We start from the raw sequence: 17,272 nt of genomic DNA, 5'->3' as shown, positions 1-17,272 counted from the left end.
ACGATGAGCACATTTAAGCTTTGTGGTTTTAATGTTGGCTTAGATCAACGGTTTTTTCTGATTGCTGGTCCCTGCGTTATCGAATCTGAGCAATCCGCCATTGATATTGCTGGTGAACTTAAAGAGCTCACAAGTGCACTAAAGATCCCCTTTATTTATAAGTCTTCCTTCGATAAAGCCAATCGCTCATCAGGCACATCCTTTCGCGGACTTGGCATGGAAAAGGGTCTAGAAATCTTAGCCAAGGTTAAGAAGCAAGTTGGCGTTCCCGTTCTAACGGACGTGCATGATATTAGTGAAATTACAGCCGTAGCAAGCGTGGTAGACGTTTTGCAAACCCCCGCTTTTTTATGCAGACAAACTGATTTCATTCGTGCCTGCGCGCAAAGTGGTAAGCCAGTCAACTTTAAAAAAGGTCAGTTTCTTTCTCCGCATGAGATGCTCAATGTGATCGAGAAGGCAAGAGTAGCTGCTGCTGAAAAAAATCTTCCAGACCAATTTATGGTTTGTGAGCGTGGCGCCTCATTTGGTTACAACAATTTAGTTTCCGATATGCGCAGCCTTGCAATCTTACGTGAATCGAATGCCCCAGTAGTGTTTGATGCCACACATTCAGTGCAGTTGCCTGGCGGACAAGGCAATTCAAGCGGCGGTCAACGCGAGTTTGTACCTGTATTGGCTCGAGCCGCAGTGGCTGTAGGTATTAGCGGCCTCTTTATGGAGACCCATCCTGATCCCGCGAATGCGCTGTCTGATGGGCCTAATGCTGTACCTCTGAATCGAATGAAGGAGTTATTAGAGTCCCTGGTGGCAATCGATACGGTCGTGAAGTCGACTGGTCCATTTTTAGAGAATAGTTTTAAGTAATTTAGTTTATTAACAAGCCCATTTCATATTGTTTTAAGGAGAAGGTGCATGAGCGCCATTGTTGACATCATCGGTAGAGAAATTTTAGATTCACGCGGTAACCCAACGGTTGAGTGCGATGTATTACTTGAATCAGGTGTTATGGGTCGTGCAGCAGTCCCATCTGGTGCCTCTACAGGTTCTCGTGAAGCAATCGAATTGCGCGATGGAGACAAGTCTCGTTATTTAGGTAAAGGCGTTCTCAAAGCGGTTCAGAACATTAATGTTGAGATCGCCGAAACTATTCTAGGTCTAGATGCTAGTGAGCAAGCCTTCTTAGATAAGACATTGATCGATCTAGATGGCACCCATAACAAAGCACGTTTGGGGGCTAATGCCACTTTAGCTGTATCCATGGCAGTTGCTAGAGCCGCCGCTGAAGAGGCGGGCCTACCTTTGTATCGTTATTTTGGTGGCTCAGGTGGCATGCAGTTGCCAGTCCCAATGATGAATATCGTCAATGGTGGTGCCCATGCGAATAACAGCTTAGACATTCAAGAATTCATGGTAATGCCAGTAGGTGCTGAAAACTTCCGTGACGCGTTGCGTTGTGGTGCTGAAATTTTCCATGAACTCAAAAAGATTATTGGCGCCCAAGGTATGCCAACTACTGTAGGTGATGAAGGTGGCTTTGCACCTAATTTCAAGAGTAATCAGGAATGCTTGCAAACCATCATGAAGGCCATTGAAGGCGCTGGGTATCAAGCTGGTGAGGATGTTCTTCTGGCTCTGGATTGTGCCGCAAGCGAGTTTTATAAAGACGGTAAATACCATTTATCTGGCGAAGGCCTTCAATTATCTTCAAGTGAATTTTCAGACTACCTCGGCAACCTCGCTGACCAGTTCCCAATCGTGTCGATTGAGGATGGTATGCATGAAAGTGATTGGGATGGCTGGGCTGACATTACCAAGAAACTCGGCAAGAAAATTCAATTGGTTGGTGATGACCTTTTCGTAACCAACACTCGTATTCTCAAAGAAGGGATTGAAAAAGGGATTGCTAATTCCATCCTGATTAAGATTAATCAGATCGGCACCTTGACCGAGACCTTTGCTGCCATTGAAATGGCCAAGCGCGCAAACTACACTGCGGTGATCTCGCATCGCTCCGGTGAGACAGAAGACAGTACGATTGCCGATATCGCAGTTGGTACAAATGCCGGTCAAATAAAGACAGGTTCATTGTCCCGTTCTGACCGTATCGCTAAATACAATCAACTCTTGCGCATCGAAGAAGATTTGGGTGACGTTGCGACATACCCAGGTAAGTCTGTTTTCTATAATCTGAAGCGATAAGCATTTAAGCCTCTATGCGTATCGTCATCTACTCCATGCTGGTATTGCTGATTGCAATTCAGTATCCACTTTGGTTGGGTAAGGGTGGGTGGCTTAAGGTATACGAGATGGAAAAACAAGTCGAGCTACAAGAGGCTAAAAATAGCCTCTTGGCTTTACGTAATGCGAAATTAGCGGGTGATGTTAAAGATTTAAAAGATGGCACCCGTGCTATTGAGGAACGTGCACGAGTTGAGCATGGTCTCATTAAAGACGGCGAGTTCTTTGTGCAAATCTTACCCGCTGATAAGGCTGCAACAGCACAAGCTACCAAACAGTGAACTTAATGACCGCCTGATGGTGGCCTGGTGGCATCACTTAATAAATCGGTCTTAAAAACCTGCAGACAGTCAATAGCATCAAAGCGATACGTCTTGGCGCAAAAATCACAGATAGTTTCCACGGCGCCTTGTTCGTCGAGAATGCTTTTTACTTCTTCCTCGCCAAGCATACGCAGTACATCTGCCACTTTAGTCCGCGAACAGCGACAAGAAAAGCGTATTGGGCGGGCAGGGAAGCTACGTACACCATTTTTTGCTGACTCTTCTAAAAATAGACGTCTCAAAATTGTTTCCGGAGAAAGGGTAAGCAATTCTTCATCAGTAATCGTTTCTCCAAGAGTTTGAATGCGCGACCATCCCTCTGCAGCTACCTGAGGGTCTAAGTGTGCATGACCACCAGAGTTTGGTAAACGTTGCAACAATAAGCCACCTACATTGCTGTCATTGGATGACAGCCAAATGCGAGTGTCTAATTGCTCAGAGTTTTGCATATAAAGTGCAATAGCTTCAGCTGCGCTGGTAACGGGCTGGATTACATCACCACGCTGTTCCTGAAGGGCAACAATCCCTTGATAAGGGGGTTGGCCTGGCTCACGATCTGCCGGGTCCAGCGTAATTACGAGCCTGCCTGAGTTGCTGGCGTCTAATAACTCACCTAGACTTGCGTTTTCAGAAATCTCGCAGGCATCGACTGAAAGTTTGACCGTTGCACGCATCGTTAGGTCGGACTTGCATTCAACCACCAATAGTTGCACAGGACCTTTACTCTGAGCCTGAATGATGAGGGTGCCATCAAATTTCAGGCTTGCACTTAAAAGGGTGGCTGCGCCAACAAAATCACCCAAAATGCGTCGCACAGCAGGAGGGTCATTGCGACGCTCTAAAACGGCCTGCCAGGCTGTTCCAATCGAGACTATTTCCCCGCGGACCGGGGCGCCATCACACATAAATACAAGCAATTCATTCATAAATGAAAGTATCCACGTTTTTTGAATTTGGTGTCATTTTGGCTGACCTGAGATAATACGGTTTATGCATATTCGTACACGTTTCGCCCCTAGTCCCACGGGCTTTATTCATCTAGGAAACCTTCGCAGCGCTCTCTACCCATGGGCCTTTGCACGCCACAATAAAGGCGATTTCATACTTCGCATAGAAGACACTGATTTAGAACGCTCTACACAAGAGGCTGTGGATGTCATCATTGAGGGTATGGCGTGGTTGGGTATGGATATTGATGAGGGACCCATCTACCAAATGCAGCGCATTGATCGCTATCGTGAGGTGATCAAACAAATGCTGGAGTCTGGATTAGCCTACCCCTGTTATATGAGCGAGGAGGAACTGAATAAACTTCGTGATCAGCAGATGGCCAATAAAGAAAAGCCCCGTTATAACGGTATGTGGAGACCAGAACAAGGCAAAACCTTACCAGCCATTCCTGAAGGAGTATTGCCAGTTATTCGGTTTAAGAATCCAATTGGTGGTTCAGTTATTTGGGAAGATGCCGTAAAAGGGCAAATTGAAATTTCCAATGACGAGTTGGATGACTTAGTCATTGCAAGACCAGATGGCACGCCGACCTATAACTTTTGTGTAGTTGTGGATGATTTGGACATGAAGATTACCCACGTCATTCGTGGCGATGATCATGTCAACAATACTCCACGCCAAATTAACATTATGAAAGCCCTGGGTGGTACACCCCCGGTCTATGCCCATCTACCAACAGTCTTAAATGACTCTGGTGAGAAGATGAGTAAACGCAATGGCGCCATGAGTGTGCGCGATTATCAAAAAGCAGGTTACCTACCTGAAGCCATCTTGAATTACTTGGCCCGCTTGGGTTGGTCACATGGTGATGCAGAGGTATTTACCAAAGAACAATTTGTGAATTGGTTTGACTTAGATAGCTTAGGCCGTTCTCCTGCGCAACATAATCCAGAGAAATTGCTTTGGTTAAACCACCAATATATTCAAAATTCTGATTCGGTGAAATTGGCAGAGGCAACAAAACCGTTTGCTCATGAATTGGGAATTGATACTGAATCAGGTCCAAATTTTGTTCAAGTAGTTGGTTTGTTAAAGGACCGTGCAAACACGCTTATTGAGATAGCGGAGGGATCTAAATTATTCTACCTACCAGCACCTCAGTTAACTACAGAACAAATTACTGCAAATATTCCTGCGACAGTTATTCCTGCCCTCAGTGATTTGATTGAGGCAATCAAAAAGGCTGACCCAAGTAAGGAAGCTTATAGTGCAGCATTTAAACAAGTTCTAGCTCAGCATCAACTGAAAATGCCGGCCTTAGCAATGCCTGTTCGCTATGCATTATTTGCGACTACTCAGACTCCTGCCATCGATTCTGTGCTGGTTGTTTTGGGTAAAGAAGAGGCTGTAAATAGGCTCTCCAAGGTGGTCCAATAGCCAATTTGCGCACTTGCACAAAAATAGGCTAAAATCTTGGATTGTTTTGAGTGTCTTGTGGTTTTATTGCGGGATTTCGGGGGTATAGCTCAGCTGGGAGAGCGCTTGCATGGCATGCAAGAGGTCAGCGGTTCGATCCCGCTTATCTCCACCAAGTAAGCAGGACAAAGGCATTAAGTAGTAGTCCAGGTCCCCATCGTCTAGAGGCCTAGGACATCACCCTTTCACGGTGAGTACGGGGGTTCGAATCCCCCTGGGGACGCCAAATTTTTTTGGTTGTTGTAAATGTTTTGTTTGTTGTAATTTGGAGCGGTAGTTCAGTTGGTTAGAATATCTGCCTGTCACGCAGAGGGTCGCGGGTTCGAGTCCCGTCCGTTCCGCCAAATTCCAAAATAAAAAGCCTCCAAATCGGAGGCTTTTTATTTATCTCTATCAGGCTCGTGTTCGTAGCGGTTTCGGGGTCATCTCGCTATAGTAATTTTCAGAGCCTAGATTGCCGCCGGCTGATTTAGTAAGAAAACGTAATACTTCATTCAAAACGATTTCACGCTCATTATCAATGGTAACAATGTGGTAGCTATTGCCGAGCCAAATCGCTCTTCGTAAATCAGATTTTGCGTTAGCAAGAATCTTCTCAGCAGACCATATTGTGCAAGTGTCATCCTCAACAGATTGAACAATGAGAAGCCTAGATGTAATTGAATTCAAATTCTTAGTTACATAAGACATCAAGCCCTTAGCTTCATGAAGATGTCTTGCGGTAATGAGTGGGGCGCCTACTTCAGACAGCTCGTGAGCCTTAAACTTGTCCCGAATCCGTCTACGCAAATCAGGATTCTTAATGCCAAATGGTTCACGTTCTGAATATTCCCAATTTCTAATGCCAAAGTTATAGGCAATATCTAAAAGAAAACGATACCAAGGGACGGACCAGCCGTCATAGCGCAATACAGGCGAGAGCAAGGCGATGGATGAGATATCCGTCCTTTGGCTGGCAACTGCAAGAGCTAGAGTTGAGCCCATACTAATTCCAGCTAAGTTAATCGTTTTGTAATGATTTTTAAGCTCATCAATTTTGTTATGAACCTGGCTAATCCAATTTTCATAGCTATCGGCAGGGGTGCCATACAGATAGCCATTAATCTCTGGAATGCATGTTTCATAGCCATTGGCATTTAAGAAACTCGGTAATTGGCCGAGCTCTAAACCGCCGCCATTCAAACCCGGCAGGAGTAAGGTAATGCTCTCTTTTAAAATTTCGGATGGAATTCTGTAAGGCATTTCACACAACGTCTCAAATTTGGTATTTAATAGTAGTTATATGCTAAGAATACACCGAGTCAGAAATCTATGAAACATAATCTCAACGCCTATAGATGGTGCCCCAATAAGGGTGCTGGGTATTTAAATGCTTGCATAGGTGTATTTTTTGCCTTTTGTGTTCGCCTGGGTCTTCAACCACATATTGAGGAGGCGCTTCCGCTTTTTTTCTTCCAAATTAATACGATTGTGATCGCCTTCTTTTTTGGAACTGGGCCCGCACTGCTGTCGGTTGCTATCAGCATCCCATTAATATCCTATTTCTTTATGGCGCCATTTGGGCAATTTACCGTGATTGATTCAAGGGATATTTCTGTATTGTTTGTTTATGCAACCTATACCATATTGGTCTGCTTCTTGGTAGAGTGGCTTCGGCGCGAACAGTACAACGCCAAAATGGCTATTTTGGTAAGCGAATCTCGATTTAAGTTAATGGTAGAAGGCGATGCCAAAATTCGGGAACTTATTAAAAAAACACCCCCCCTCAAGCCTAACTAATTCATAGGTTAATAATGACTATTTAGCCTTGGCTTTCGGTGCAGCGAGATAGAGGGGTTGCACTACCGGCATGAGTTCTGAGAGTTGTTCAATCCGGGTGTCTCCAGAGGGGTGTGTTGATAAAAACTCTAAAGTGCCTTTGCCTTGCGTTGCTTTATTCATTTTTTGCCAAACACTTATCGCCGCTTGTGGGTTATAACCAGCCCTAGCAGCAAGTTCTATACCTATTGCATCTGCTTCACTTTCATTTTGCCGTGAGTTTGGTAGTACCAATATGTACTGTGAGGCCTGATTGGCTGCGCTGATGGCTGATCCATAGCTACCAGCCGCTGCGATTGCGATATTAACAACTGCGCTTTGTGCCATAGCCTGAGATAAGCGCTCACGACCATGTTCGCGTAAAGCATGTGCGATTTCGTGACCCATGATGGCAGCAATCTCATCATCGCTTAGATTGAGCTGCTCAATTAAACCAGTATAAAAAGTGATCTTGCCACCAGGTGCGCAAGTTGCGTTCAAAATGGGTGCATCAATTAATACCAATTGCCAATTCCATTGATGAGTGTCATCACGAAAAACTCCTGTTTGGGAGATAAGGCGATTGGAGATTGTCTTTAAGCGACTGTATTCAGGGCCCGAAGTTACTAGGATATTTTTTTCTTTGGCCTTTTGGTTCTGCTCGTTATAGCTAATAGCAGAAAGTCGATCGACCTCAGAAGCAGAAACGACCAGGAATTGAGAGCGGTTTACGCCTACAGCCCCTGACCGCGTGGTATTAGCACAGGCCAGGAGGAGGGTACTTAATAGACTAATTAGAAAAAGCTTAAACCAAACTACCTTTAACTGCATTGAAATAACTTATTTTTTGGGTGTAGTAATTGAGGCAGCCATTGCATCGTAATAAATGACTTTTACTTGCTCGCCAACATTAACGTCAGCCAAGAGCGCTGGATTTTTTACAGTGACAGTAGTAATTTTTCCGCTTGGTCCTTTTACAGAAACCAATTTCTTATCACGATTAACTTCTACAATATCAGCGATGATAGTTGTTTTATTAGCAATCGTTTCTGATGGTTTTTCATTCGCCTTGGAGCTTGTAACAGTATTTGTCTCCACCTTACTGCGAATGCCATCACTCTTAGTTTTAATCAATTCAATTGCAACTGCCAATTCATATGTGACGCTGAGACGATCGCCTTTTTTAATTTGATCGAAATTCTTGATTTCTGGTCCAGCTACGAATTTAGATTCACCTTCTTTGTTTTTAAAGAAAATAGTACGCGTCTTTTTATCAACCTTTACTACGCTTCCTTCATAGAGCTGATAACTATTATCAACAGCTGCGGCATCAATCACCATTGGCTTGCTTGCAGCAGGGCTTGGTTGCGCAATCGCAGCGGAAGAGCAGAGCAGTGCTACTGAAGATGCCAAGAAGATTTGGGCTAATTTGAGATTCATGATTTTCCTTTATTGATAAAAGTATCTAATTTCAATATTAGCTTATTTTTATTGCATTTCTGGTTAGAAATGCTTGTTTTTGTACTCAGGAAGGAATTTCACATCTTTGTTAAGATTCATCAATCATTTTTACGCTAAACAAGGTTCCTGATGCCAAAATTTGCCGCCAACTTAACCATGCTATTCAATGAAGTTCCTTTTTTGGATCGCTTTGAAAAGGCAAGCTCCGCTGGATTTAAGGCTGTTGAATTTCTTTTCCCATACCCATTTGCCGCTAATGAAATCAAGCAAAAGTTAGATCAAAATCAACTCTCACTGGTCTTGCATAACTTGCCTGCTGGCGACTGGGACGCTGGTGAGCGTGGAATCGCATGTCTTCCTGACCGCAAGGAGGAATTTCGTGCGGGAGTTGCTAAGGCAATTGAGTACGCTAAGGTGCTGGGCGTTCATCAGTTAAATTGTCTAGCCGGTAAAGTTCCTACAGGGGCTGATCAAAAATTAGCGCATGCTACTTTTGTTGAAAATTTGCGCTACGCTGCAGCTGAACTCAAAAAAAACCATTTACGTTTATTAATTGAACCCATTAATACCTTTGATATTCCTGGATTCTTTTTGAATATCACTCAGCAGGCGATTGATATTCTTTCTGAGGTGGGTGCAGATAATGTATTCGTTCAATATGATATCTATCATGCGCAACGTATGGAGGGCGAGTTGGCGAATACCATCGAAAAGCATTTCGCAAAAATTGCTCACATTCAATTAGCCGATAATCCCGGTCGAAATGAGCCAGGTACTGGGGAAATCAATTACGCATATTTATTTAAATTTCTTGACCGCATTGGGTACCAAGGTTGGATTGGCTGCGAGTACAAGCCTGCTACAACTACTGAAGCCGGACTTGGCTGGATCAAGCAATTTAATTCCTAAATAATATTTACAAATCAATATTTTCAAATCGGAGACACTATGAGCAATCAATTAAAACTGGGATTCATTGGCTTAGGCATCATGGGCGCCCCAATGGCTAGTCATCTGATCAACGCAGGTCATCAGGTCTTTATCAATACCCGCAGCAAAGTACCGACAGATTTAGCAAGCTCAAAAGCAACTCAATGCAAAAGCCCAAAAGAGGTTGCTGAAAATGCAGACATCATTTTTACGATGGTTCCTGATACTCCAGATGTTGATAAGGTCTTATTTGGTGAGAATGGCGTTGCATCTGGTTTAAGCAAGGGTAAGATCGTTGTAGACATGAGCTCTATTTCTCCAATCGCCACTAAAGAATTTGCCAAGAAGATAAATGCCCTTAGTTGCGATTACTTAGATGCGCCAGTATCCGGTGGTGAAGTTGGCGCTAAAAATGCTACGCTTTCGATTATGGTGGGTGGTGACGAGAGCATTTTTAATAGGGTGAAGCCTGTTTTTGATTTGATGGGCAAAAATATTAATTTAGTTGGCGCTAATGGCGATGGCCAAACCGCTAAAGTTGCCAACCAAATTATTGTTGCTTTGAATATTGAAGCTGTAGCAGAGGCACTATTATTTGCATCTAAGGCTGGTGCCGATCCAGCCAAGGTTCGTCAAGCTTTGATGGGTGGCTTTGCAGGATCTAAGATTCTTGAGGTGCACGGTGAGCGCATGGTCAAGCGAACGTTTGATCCAGGGTTCCGGATTGAACTACATCAAAAAGATTTAAACCTCGCTCTCAATAGCGCTCGTGCATTAGGCGTATCACTACCGAATACTGCAACTGCCCAAGAATTATTCAATTCATGTTCAGCTCATGGCGGGAAGGCTTGGGATCACTCAGCAATGGTGCGCGCTCTAGAAAAAATGGCCAACTTTGAAATAGGGATGAAGGTTTAAGGTCAAACACTTATGTCTTCAACCCTTCTTGTATACCTACACGGCTTTCGTTCTTCGCCAAGATCTAGCAAAGCGGTAATGACTGGTGAGGCTATCAAAGCATTATCAAGCGCTGCAAATCCCATCGAATGGTATTGCCCTCAACTGCTTGCTTCGCCTAAAGAAAGCATGGATATGGTAACTGCACATATTGATCAATCTAACTCAGATTGTTTGGCGGTCATTGGATCATCCTTAGGCGGCTTTTACACCAACTACTTAGCTGAAAAATATGCTTGCAAAGCAGTGGTATTAAACCCTGCTGTACGAGCAGCACGTGAGCTTGCTCCCCATGTTGGCATGATGACTGCTTATGACAGCGATGAGCCATTTGATTTTCGTCCTGAATACATTGACGAATTGAGAGCTCTTCAAGTGGAGATAATTACCAATCCTGCTCGCTATTTTCTAATTGCCGCTAAGGGTGACGAACTACTAGATTGGCATGAGATGGTTGATTTTTACCCTGGTGCAAAGCAGTTAGTGCTAGAGGGTAGCGATCATGGAATCGCCGATTATGCAGACCACCTCCCACAAGTCTTAGATTTCATATCCAGCAAATAGGCCCTTTATTGATTGCCTAGCACTTATTCTGTAAGATGATCTAAACGACTGTAGCTACTGTTAGATCAGTCTAGAAAGGAGAGTTTGTGCTGAGCATCTTGAAATTAGACGCAGGTGGAATTCCCCAGGGTTGGGTGAACGCAGAGGAAGCAACCAAACATTACGCTGATAGCAGTGTGCTTTGGACGCTCGGTGATCCAATTATGAAAATGCGTGGCGGTATCTCGCGCTCAAGTGGGCTTCAGTCAGTTATCGAGCTTCACTCCATCATTGCGGTAAAAGGTACATCCAAAATCAATCTTTTTGATGTTGTGCCTGTCATTACAAAACACAAGCTCTTTAAACGTGACCGCGGTTTATGCGCCTATTGTGGTGACACTATCCATGAGAACCAAGCGGAAGCCGAGCACATTATTCCTAATAGTAGAGGTGGAAAATATTCATGGATGAATTTGGTCATCTCTTGCCGCCCTTGTAATCAGCGTAAAGGTAACCGCACACCCGAACAAGCTGGTATGGGTTTGCTTTACACACCCTATATGCCAAGCCTTTATGAGGATATGATCTTGAGAGGACGCAACATCTTGGCTGATCAGATGGACTTTTTGGCTGCCAACTTGCCAAAAAATAGTCGATTGCTTGAGGGCTTTTCCTGAATCGAACTCCCGTGCAATTAAGTTTCATGCCCAAAATCCGCACCCAGTCGTTGCGGATTATTTTCATTGCCTTGCTGCTTTCTTTGCTGGGGCACTTAATCCTCTTTTTTGGAATTCCATTTTTTCCCTTTGGCAGCCCGCCTGAGATTTCAGAAGATCTCATTATCAGAACAGAAATTAAAGTTGAGCCCCCTAAAAAAATTCAGATGGCTAAGGCACCAAAGAAGAGGACGCTTGATGATCCAAGCTCAAAAGGTTTTAATCAAAACCCTGTTCCCGGTGAACAGGGCGGATCTTTTGATCAAGCAGGGGTTGCATTCAAATTACCCCAATCAGGCATTCTTTATTACGACGCTTATGTTGATGGCCAAAAGTATCAAACGGCTGAAATTGATTGGATTGCTGACGGTAACTCCTATCGTTTGTACATCAATATTCCATATGCATTCGTAGGCCCATTTATTTTTGAGTCTCGAGGTACGGTTGATTCATATGGCCTTGCCCCCATTATTTATTGGTCTCAGCGCGGCACTAGGGCGCCAAGGTACTCACGTTTTGATCGAGATGAAAAGGGAGGAGGGCAGATGTACTTCTCCGAAAAGCCAGAATTTACGCCTGCAATTGTTCCGGGAACTCAGGATCGCTTTAGCTTGATGTTTCAATTAGCATCGCTCTTAAATGGCGATAGCAAGATGGATGAATCCGGTAGCATCCGTCAAATTCCTGTGGTTGACTACAACACTCTCGAAAATTGGCAATTTAAGAGTTATGGTGAGGCATTAAACGAGGACATTGCTAATCTAGGCAAGACGGTAAATCGTCATTACGCATTAATGCAAAGAGAGAATGATCCATACAAGCGCCAGGTCGATATTTGGCTAGCAAAAGACCTCGAGTGGCTACCAGGTAGAATTCGGTCACTGGAGGCCAATGGTCGGGTATTGGAGCTGGTTTTTAGGCAGAAGAACCCAGTGCCAGTAGATTTAAGGCCCTAAGAGTCTTAAAAGCCACTACCAGATCGGGGATTTTGGTTCTGATTGTTGTGTCCCAATAAGGCGCCCATCATGGTATACAAGGCTGCTCCCGACATAGAAACAGCAAAGATCCCAGAAAAAGAGATGATGATGGGCAGAATGCGCCATTTTTCTGCCAAGTTGTAATCGCCATAACCAACGGTTGTATACATTTCTCCAGCAAAGTAAAAGGTCTGGGGGTTGGTTGGAAATACCTTTAGGGCAACACAAATATAGGCCCAAACTACGATTTCAGATAAATGAATGGCGATAACCAACAAAATAGCTATGAAATAAGACAGAAAGCTTGCCCCAAAGATCTTCCGCCTAGTCATGACTTCATCGATCCAGTGAAATGCTCCTGCAATACCGAGAACTGCAACAGCATGAACAGCCAACATGAGACACGCAGATACAACCATTACCCAAATCTGACTATTGCCCATGTCTGTATTGATCTCATTCAACAGGGTTGCAAAGCTGGGGAGGTCGGCATTCTGAAATAGGCTAATCATGGCTATTGTTGTTAGTGGTTCTTACAGAAATATCTTATTTGACATAATAATGATTATACGCAAATAGTAATTAGGAAGATTTGTTTGATGTGTACTTCTGTGGCCCTGGATAAGGCTGTTTGTATAGCTTTTGCCAGCGTGATGACAAAGCCTCTGCTATCCATGGCTTTTGATAGATCTCTGCAACCTCAATCACTGAAAAGCCATGAGAATTACGCATGCGGATATCTGCACCGTTATCCAATAGGAACTTAATAAGCTCCTCGTTACCAGCTTGAGCAGCCATCATCAACGGCGTGGTGCCGTTTGGGCTGCGGGAATTCACATCCGCGCCACTGCTAACTAAAAATTGGGCAACCTGTAGTTGTCCTTTGGCGCATGCGTAATGCAACGGTGTCCATCCGATATGGTCAAGTTTGGCCTTATTTTGCTGAACTAAAGTCTTCACAACAGGCAGATCGCCGTCTATAGAAGCCATCATTAACGGCGTTTCACCGTACTTATTAGACAAATCGACATCAATTTTTTTGTCCTTGAGCAAATATTCCGTCACTTTGGTGGATTTATCTCTTATTGCTATAAGCAACATAGGATCGCCTTTGGAATCCACTGTATTTGGGCTTACACCTGCAGCCAACAAAGCTTTTACTTCAGATAAATCATCAAACTTAGCCGCCTTGGTGAAATCATTGATTTGGGTCTCAGTTTGAGCAAAAACGGGTGATGAAAGTCCTAAAACAGCAATAAATGCGGTGGTTTTGATAATATTATTTAACATTAATTAACTGTTCTATCTATTTGAAAACATTGATAAAAATTACTTGAAGTACTGTTTGCCAACTCTTCAACGGAAACGCCTTTAAGGCTGGCGATAAATTCACCTACTTTAGATACCCAGGCTGGTTCATTGGTTTTGCCGCGATATGGAATTGGAGCCAAATAAGGTGAATCCGTCTCAATCAGCATACGATCTAAGGGAACCTGCTTACAAGTCTCCTGAAGGTCCTTGGCGCTCTTAAAAGTCACTATGCCAGAGAATGATATGTAAAAGCCTAGATCCATAGCCTTGCGCGCAACATCCAGGCTTTCGGTAAAGCAGTGCATTACCCCGCCGATACCCTCTGCACCCTCCTCCTTCAGGATTTTGATTGTGTCCTCGGATGCGGAGCGGGTATGAATAATAAGAGGCTTTTTAGACTCAAGGGCTGCCCGAATATGAGTTCTAAATCGCTCCCTTTGCCATTCCATGGATTCATAACTTCGATCACCCATGCGGTAATAGTCAAGTCCTGTTTCGCCAATCGCAACGATCTTGGAGTGCTTTTTGGCGGTATCAACTAAAAATTCCAGAGTGGGTTCAGGCGTATCTTCATAGTCCGGGTGCACGCCAACTGAAGCATAAAGATGGGGATGCTCCTGGGCAAGCTTGAGGACATTTGGAAAATCTGGAATATCAACAGATACACAAAGCGCATGGCTGACTTGCGCTGATTTCATATTAGCCAGCACTTCAGGAAGGCGCGCTTGAAATTCTGGAAAATCGAGATGGCAGTGTGAGTCAATAAACATGACTCTATTTTAGTCTGCCTTGTCTAAAGAAACCTGCCGCTACCCCTCGAATACTTGCTGATATTGGGATAGCAAAGCCTCAATCTGGATACGATTAGCTAGTGGATGGTTTTCTGAGCGACGGGCTTGCACTAAGGCCTTCCAAAAAGCCAAAAGCTTAGGGACTCTGGCGGCATGAGATAGACCTTGTAGTGTAGAGAGGTGTTTAGGGTAATAACGCGCATGCCCACCTTGTGAAACGACTTGTATATCGGAGACCCAACGTTGCATTGTTGCCAGCAAAAATGAAAACTGGGCTTTATGGATCTTTTCAGCTGTCTCAAGCCAAGGAATTCGACCACCCTGCGCCATGGATTGCAGCAACAGCCGAGAAGCTGCAATGGCAATCGTTAGCTCATCCTTCTCATCCTTGTTGTGACGAGCAATGATGGATTCAAGAACGGCATAAGGTGCTCCACCCTGCTCGTCATAAATCGTATCAATATCCGCATCATTGGTTTTGAGGCCTGGGATAGTGAGCACTTGAGACTTTAGCCAAGCCAATCCTTGGTTGCGATCCGGCCTGGGGGCCGTCAATAAGCGGCAACGTGAGCGGATAGTTGGCAAGACACGATCGACGCGATCAGCCAACAGGATAAAGATCGTATTTGCTGGCGGCTCTTCCAGTGATTTCAGTAGGGTATTGGCTGAATCAGAACGCAGTAGCTCTAACGGGTAAATCAAGATAACGCGGTTACCACCACGGTGCGAGCCTATGGAGAGGCTCTCAATTGCACTTCTAGTTTCCTCGATGGAAATATTCTTCTTTTCTTTTTTCTCACTCGGCTCAGCATCAGAATCATCTTTTGAGGCCTTGCCACGTTTTGGCGTGTCTTCAGATTCAAAATCTGCTTGCGGCAAAAGTTTACGATGCGTCTCTGGCACTAATGCAATAAAGTCTGGATGATTGCCAGTATTAAACCAATGGCAAGCTTCGCATTGATTGCAAGGCTTAGAGCTATTACCCGCCTCGCATAGCAATGCCTTAGCGAGTTCCACAGCAAATGAGAACTTACCAATACCAGACTGGCCATGCAACAAAATGGCATTGGGTAACTTGCCAAAGTTCAGACTATCCCAAAGAGGTTTCAGCCACGGCGCTACCTGGCTGTCTTGCTCCATGGGAAACATGAGGTCAGACATTTATAGATGAATATTTAAGGATTGCAATTCTTCCCAGATAACTTCTGGGGTTTTAGTCGCATCCACTAGATGAAAACGCTTCGAATCTTCTTTAGCACGCCGCAAGTATTCTTGACGAACTTTTTCAAAAAAATGTAAATCCATTTTTTCAAATTTATCCGGTGCACGAACCTTTGAGCGACGTGCTTCTGCTATTTCGCCAGGCAAATCAAAAAGGATTGTTAAGTTGGGTTGCAATAAAGATCCATCCGGACGGCCTTGAACCCATCTCTCCAAATCATTTAATTTCTCGATACTCAGACCACGGCCACCACCTTGATACGCAAAGCTTGCATCGGTAAAGCGATCTGAAATCACGATCTTTCCTGCAAGCAATGCAGGTTCAATCACTTGGGCAATATGCTCTCGGCGTGCGGCGAACATGAGCAAAGCTTCTGTTTCCAGATTCATGGGAGCATCCAATAACAAGCCACGTAGCTGTTCGCCCAATGGTGTTCCACCAGGTTCTCGTGTTACAACTACTTCACGATCTGGAAAACGTTTTTGCATGAGCTTGCAAAACGACTCGATATGAGTGCTTTTGCCTGCACCGTCTATACCTTCAAAGCTGACGAAATATCCCGGAAATGTTGATGTCATATTAATTTGATTTTGGAGCTAATTTTCGTTGATAGCGATCAACGGCAGATTCATGCTCGTTGAGGGTTTCAGAAAAGTGACTGCTGCCGTCTCCTTTAGCAACAAAATAAAGAGCCTTGCTTTGGGCGGGATGAACCGTTGCCAAAAGAGATTCTTTGCTGGGCATTGCTATGGGTGTGGGAGGTAAACCTTTGCGCATATAGGTATTGTAGGGACTATCTTTACGAAGATCTGCCTTGCGCAAATTACCATCAAACCGAGGTCCTATCCCATAAATAACCGTCGGATCCGTTTGCAACATCATGCCTTTATTGAGGCGATTTATAAAAACTGCGGCAACAAAGCCTCGGTCACTCGATTTGCCAGTCTCTTTTTCAATAATTGAGGACAAAATGAGCAGCTCATAGGGGGTTTTGAGTGGTGAATTAGAGGGCTTTTGCTCCCAAGCTAGGTTGAGCTGCTTTTGCATGGCCAGGGAGGCGCGCCGATAGATATTGACATCTGACTCGCCTGGATCAAAAACATAGGTGTCTGGAAAAAAAAGGCCCTCATCATTGGGAAAGCTCAGATTCAAGCTTTGCAGTAATGCTTTTGAATTCAACCCTTTGGTTTGATGCACTAATGCAGGATGGGAATCGACTAATGACCGAAGTTGCCAAATCGTCATGCCGGGAATAATGGCAATACTTTCCCTTACGCGATCACCGCGTGCCATCTGTAACAATATTTTTCCTAAACTAGCCCTAATAGGTAATTGATAGGTCCCCGGTTTTAACTTTGAGCCAACAAATAATGCTTTGGCACTTACTTGAAATGCAAGTGTGTAAACGGATATGCCTTGATCCTGCAATTGTTGAGCAATACTAGCCAAACTCGATTGAGGCGCAATTTTGACTTTATAAGCTGGTACATCTTGAATGTTGGCTAGGCTCGGTACAACTGGCCACAAAAATAGGCAGCCATAAATGAACGCCAGCATTCCTATGAATCCAAACGCA

General features: G+C 44.2%; 20 protein-coding genes and 3 tRNA genes. 13 read left to right on the top strand and 10 right to left on the bottom strand.

The genetic code is table 11. The annotated features are described in order from the left end of the window. The first annotated feature begins 3 nt into the window (after positions 1 to 3). Genes kdsA through ftsB form a run of 3 tightly spaced genes read left to right on the top strand, consistent with a single transcriptional unit; the run spans position 4 to position 2,522 of the window. Complete coding sequence (kdsA, locus tag A8O14_RS05305; RefSeq protein WP_068948568.1) at positions 4 to 867, top strand: 3-deoxy-8-phosphooctulonate synthase; 864 nt, start codon at positions 4 to 6, stop codon at positions 865 to 867. A gap of 48 nt (positions 868 to 915) precedes the next feature. Further along, complete coding sequence (gene eno / locus A8O14_RS05300; protein ID WP_068948567.1) at positions 916 to 2,202, top strand: phosphopyruvate hydratase; 1,287 nt, start codon at positions 916 to 918, stop codon at positions 2,200 to 2,202. A 14-nt stretch (positions 2,203 to 2,216) separates the two neighbouring features. Then, positions 2,217 to 2,522 (top strand): cell division protein FtsB, encoded by a 306-nt coding sequence (gene ftsB, locus A8O14_RS05295; protein WP_068948566.1) that lies wholly within the window; start codon positions 2,217 to 2,219, stop codon positions 2,520 to 2,522. A 2-nt stretch (positions 2,523 to 2,524) separates the two neighbouring features. Here ftsB and hslO read toward each other — a convergent pair whose 3' ends face one another. Further along, on the bottom strand, positions 2,525 to 3,490 hold the full coding sequence (gene hslO / locus A8O14_RS05290) for an Hsp33 family molecular chaperone HslO (RefSeq protein ID WP_068948565.1): 966 nt from the start codon (positions 3,488 to 3,490) through the stop codon (positions 2,525 to 2,527). Positions 3,491 to 3,554: 64 nt separating this feature from the next. Between hslO and gltX the strand changes: the two genes are divergently transcribed. The 4 genes from gltX to A8O14_RS05270 all read left to right on the top strand — a co-directional run bounded on the left by gltX (position 3,555) and on the right by A8O14_RS05270 (position 5,335). Further along, on the top strand, positions 3,555 to 4,952 hold the full coding sequence (gene gltX / locus A8O14_RS05285; RefSeq protein WP_068948564.1) for a glutamate--tRNA ligase: 1,398 nt from the start codon (positions 3,555 to 3,557) through the stop codon (positions 4,950 to 4,952). A gap of 78 nt (positions 4,953 to 5,030) precedes the next feature. Then, positions 5,031 to 5,106: transfer RNA gene (locus A8O14_RS05280), tRNA-Ala, on the top strand. Positions 5,107 to 5,141: 35 nt separating this feature from the next. Beyond that, positions 5,142 to 5,217: transfer RNA gene (locus tag A8O14_RS05275), tRNA-Glu, on the top strand. A 41-nt stretch (positions 5,218 to 5,258) separates the two neighbouring features. Continuing rightward, a tRNA-Asp gene (locus tag A8O14_RS05270) sits at positions 5,259 to 5,335 on the top strand. Positions 5,336 to 5,384: 49 nt separating this feature from the next. On the opposite strand, the gene A8O14_RS05265 is transcribed toward A8O14_RS05270, so the two are convergent. Then, the gene (locus tag A8O14_RS05265; protein WP_068948563.1) at positions 5,385 to 6,233 is read right to left on the bottom strand and encodes an alpha/beta hydrolase; all 849 of its coding nucleotides are present in this window, start codon (positions 6,231 to 6,233) and stop codon (positions 5,385 to 5,387) included. A 69-nt stretch (positions 6,234 to 6,302) separates the two neighbouring features. On the opposite strand from A8O14_RS05265, the gene A8O14_RS05260 reads away from it, so the two are divergent. Next, complete coding sequence (locus A8O14_RS05260; protein ID WP_068948562.1) at positions 6,303 to 6,770, top strand: DUF4118 domain-containing protein; 468 nt, start codon at positions 6,303 to 6,305, stop codon at positions 6,768 to 6,770. A gap of 18 nt (positions 6,771 to 6,788) precedes the next feature. Here A8O14_RS05260 and A8O14_RS05255 read toward each other — a convergent pair whose 3' ends face one another. Continuing rightward, entirely contained in the window at positions 6,789 to 7,619 is an 831-nt protein-coding gene (locus A8O14_RS05255) for a M48 family metallopeptidase (protein ID WP_068948561.1), read from the bottom strand. A gap of 9 nt (positions 7,620 to 7,628) precedes the next feature. Beyond that, the gene (locus A8O14_RS05250; protein WP_068948560.1) at positions 7,629 to 8,228 is read right to left on the bottom strand and encodes a hypothetical protein; all 600 of its coding nucleotides are present in this window, start codon (positions 8,226 to 8,228) and stop codon (positions 7,629 to 7,631) included. 150 nt (positions 8,229 to 8,378) lie between these two features. Here A8O14_RS05250 and hyi point away from each other — a divergent pair, with 150 nt between their 5' ends. From hyi to A8O14_RS05225, 5 genes are all read left to right on the top strand, one after another. Next, entirely contained in the window at positions 8,379 to 9,158 is a 780-nt protein-coding gene (gene hyi / locus A8O14_RS05245) for a hydroxypyruvate isomerase (RefSeq protein ID WP_068948559.1), read from the top strand. A gap of 39 nt (positions 9,159 to 9,197) precedes the next feature. Next, on the top strand, positions 9,198 to 10,097 hold the full coding sequence (glxR, locus tag A8O14_RS05240) for a 2-hydroxy-3-oxopropionate reductase (protein ID WP_068948558.1): 900 nt from the start codon (positions 9,198 to 9,200) through the stop codon (positions 10,095 to 10,097). A gap of 12 nt (positions 10,098 to 10,109) precedes the next feature. Then, positions 10,110 to 10,700 (top strand): YqiA/YcfP family alpha/beta fold hydrolase, encoded by a 591-nt coding sequence (locus tag A8O14_RS05235; RefSeq protein WP_071608674.1) that lies wholly within the window; start codon positions 10,110 to 10,112, stop codon positions 10,698 to 10,700. A gap of 86 nt (positions 10,701 to 10,786) precedes the next feature. Further along, the gene (locus tag A8O14_RS05230; protein ID WP_370623008.1) at positions 10,787 to 11,356 is read left to right on the top strand and encodes an HNH endonuclease; all 570 of its coding nucleotides are present in this window, start codon (positions 10,787 to 10,789) and stop codon (positions 11,354 to 11,356) included. A gap of 26 nt (positions 11,357 to 11,382) precedes the next feature. Continuing rightward, positions 11,383 to 12,351 (top strand): DUF3108 domain-containing protein, encoded by a 969-nt coding sequence (locus A8O14_RS05225; protein ID WP_216861535.1) that lies wholly within the window; start codon positions 11,383 to 11,385, stop codon positions 12,349 to 12,351. A gap of 5 nt (positions 12,352 to 12,356) precedes the next feature. Here the strand turns inward: A8O14_RS05225 and A8O14_RS05220 are convergent, their stop codons facing one another. From A8O14_RS05220 to mltG, 6 genes are all read right to left on the bottom strand, one after another. Further along, positions 12,357 to 12,884, bottom strand: a complete 528-nt coding sequence (locus tag A8O14_RS05220) for an ion channel (RefSeq protein ID WP_068948555.1) — start codon at positions 12,882 to 12,884, stop codon at positions 12,357 to 12,359. Positions 12,885 to 12,954: 70 nt separating this feature from the next. Then, entirely contained in the window at positions 12,955 to 13,662 is a 708-nt protein-coding gene (locus tag A8O14_RS05215; protein ID WP_082913106.1) for an ankyrin repeat domain-containing protein, read from the bottom strand. Continuing rightward, complete coding sequence (locus A8O14_RS05210) at positions 13,662 to 14,453, bottom strand: TatD family hydrolase (protein WP_068948554.1); 792 nt, start codon at positions 14,451 to 14,453, stop codon at positions 13,662 to 13,664. Before A8O14_RS05210 ends, A8O14_RS05215 begins: the two co-directional genes overlap by 1 nt. Positions 14,454 to 14,492: 39 nt before the next feature. Further along, on the bottom strand, positions 14,493 to 15,635 hold the full coding sequence (locus tag A8O14_RS05205; protein ID WP_068948553.1) for a DNA polymerase III subunit delta': 1,143 nt from the start codon (positions 15,633 to 15,635) through the stop codon (positions 14,493 to 14,495). Continuing rightward, complete coding sequence (gene tmk, locus A8O14_RS05200; RefSeq protein ID WP_068948552.1) at positions 15,636 to 16,274, bottom strand: dTMP kinase; 639 nt, start codon at positions 16,272 to 16,274, stop codon at positions 15,636 to 15,638. A gap of 1 nt (position 16,275) precedes the next feature. Beyond that, positions 16,276 to 17,253: an endolytic transglycosylase MltG gene (gene mltG / locus A8O14_RS05195; RefSeq protein ID WP_228385113.1), complete on the bottom strand. Its 978-nt coding sequence runs from the start codon at positions 17,251 to 17,253 to the stop codon at positions 16,276 to 16,278. Between the last annotated feature and the right edge of the window lie 19 nt (positions 17,254 to 17,272).

The organism is Polynucleobacter wuianus (assembly GCF_001659725.1).
In the GTDB taxonomy this organism is placed as follows: domain Bacteria; phylum Pseudomonadota; class Gammaproteobacteria; order Burkholderiales; family Burkholderiaceae; genus Polynucleobacter; species Polynucleobacter wuianus.
Note: the sequence above shows the minus strand (reverse complement) of the source record. Positions and strands in the feature narration are given on the sequence as shown.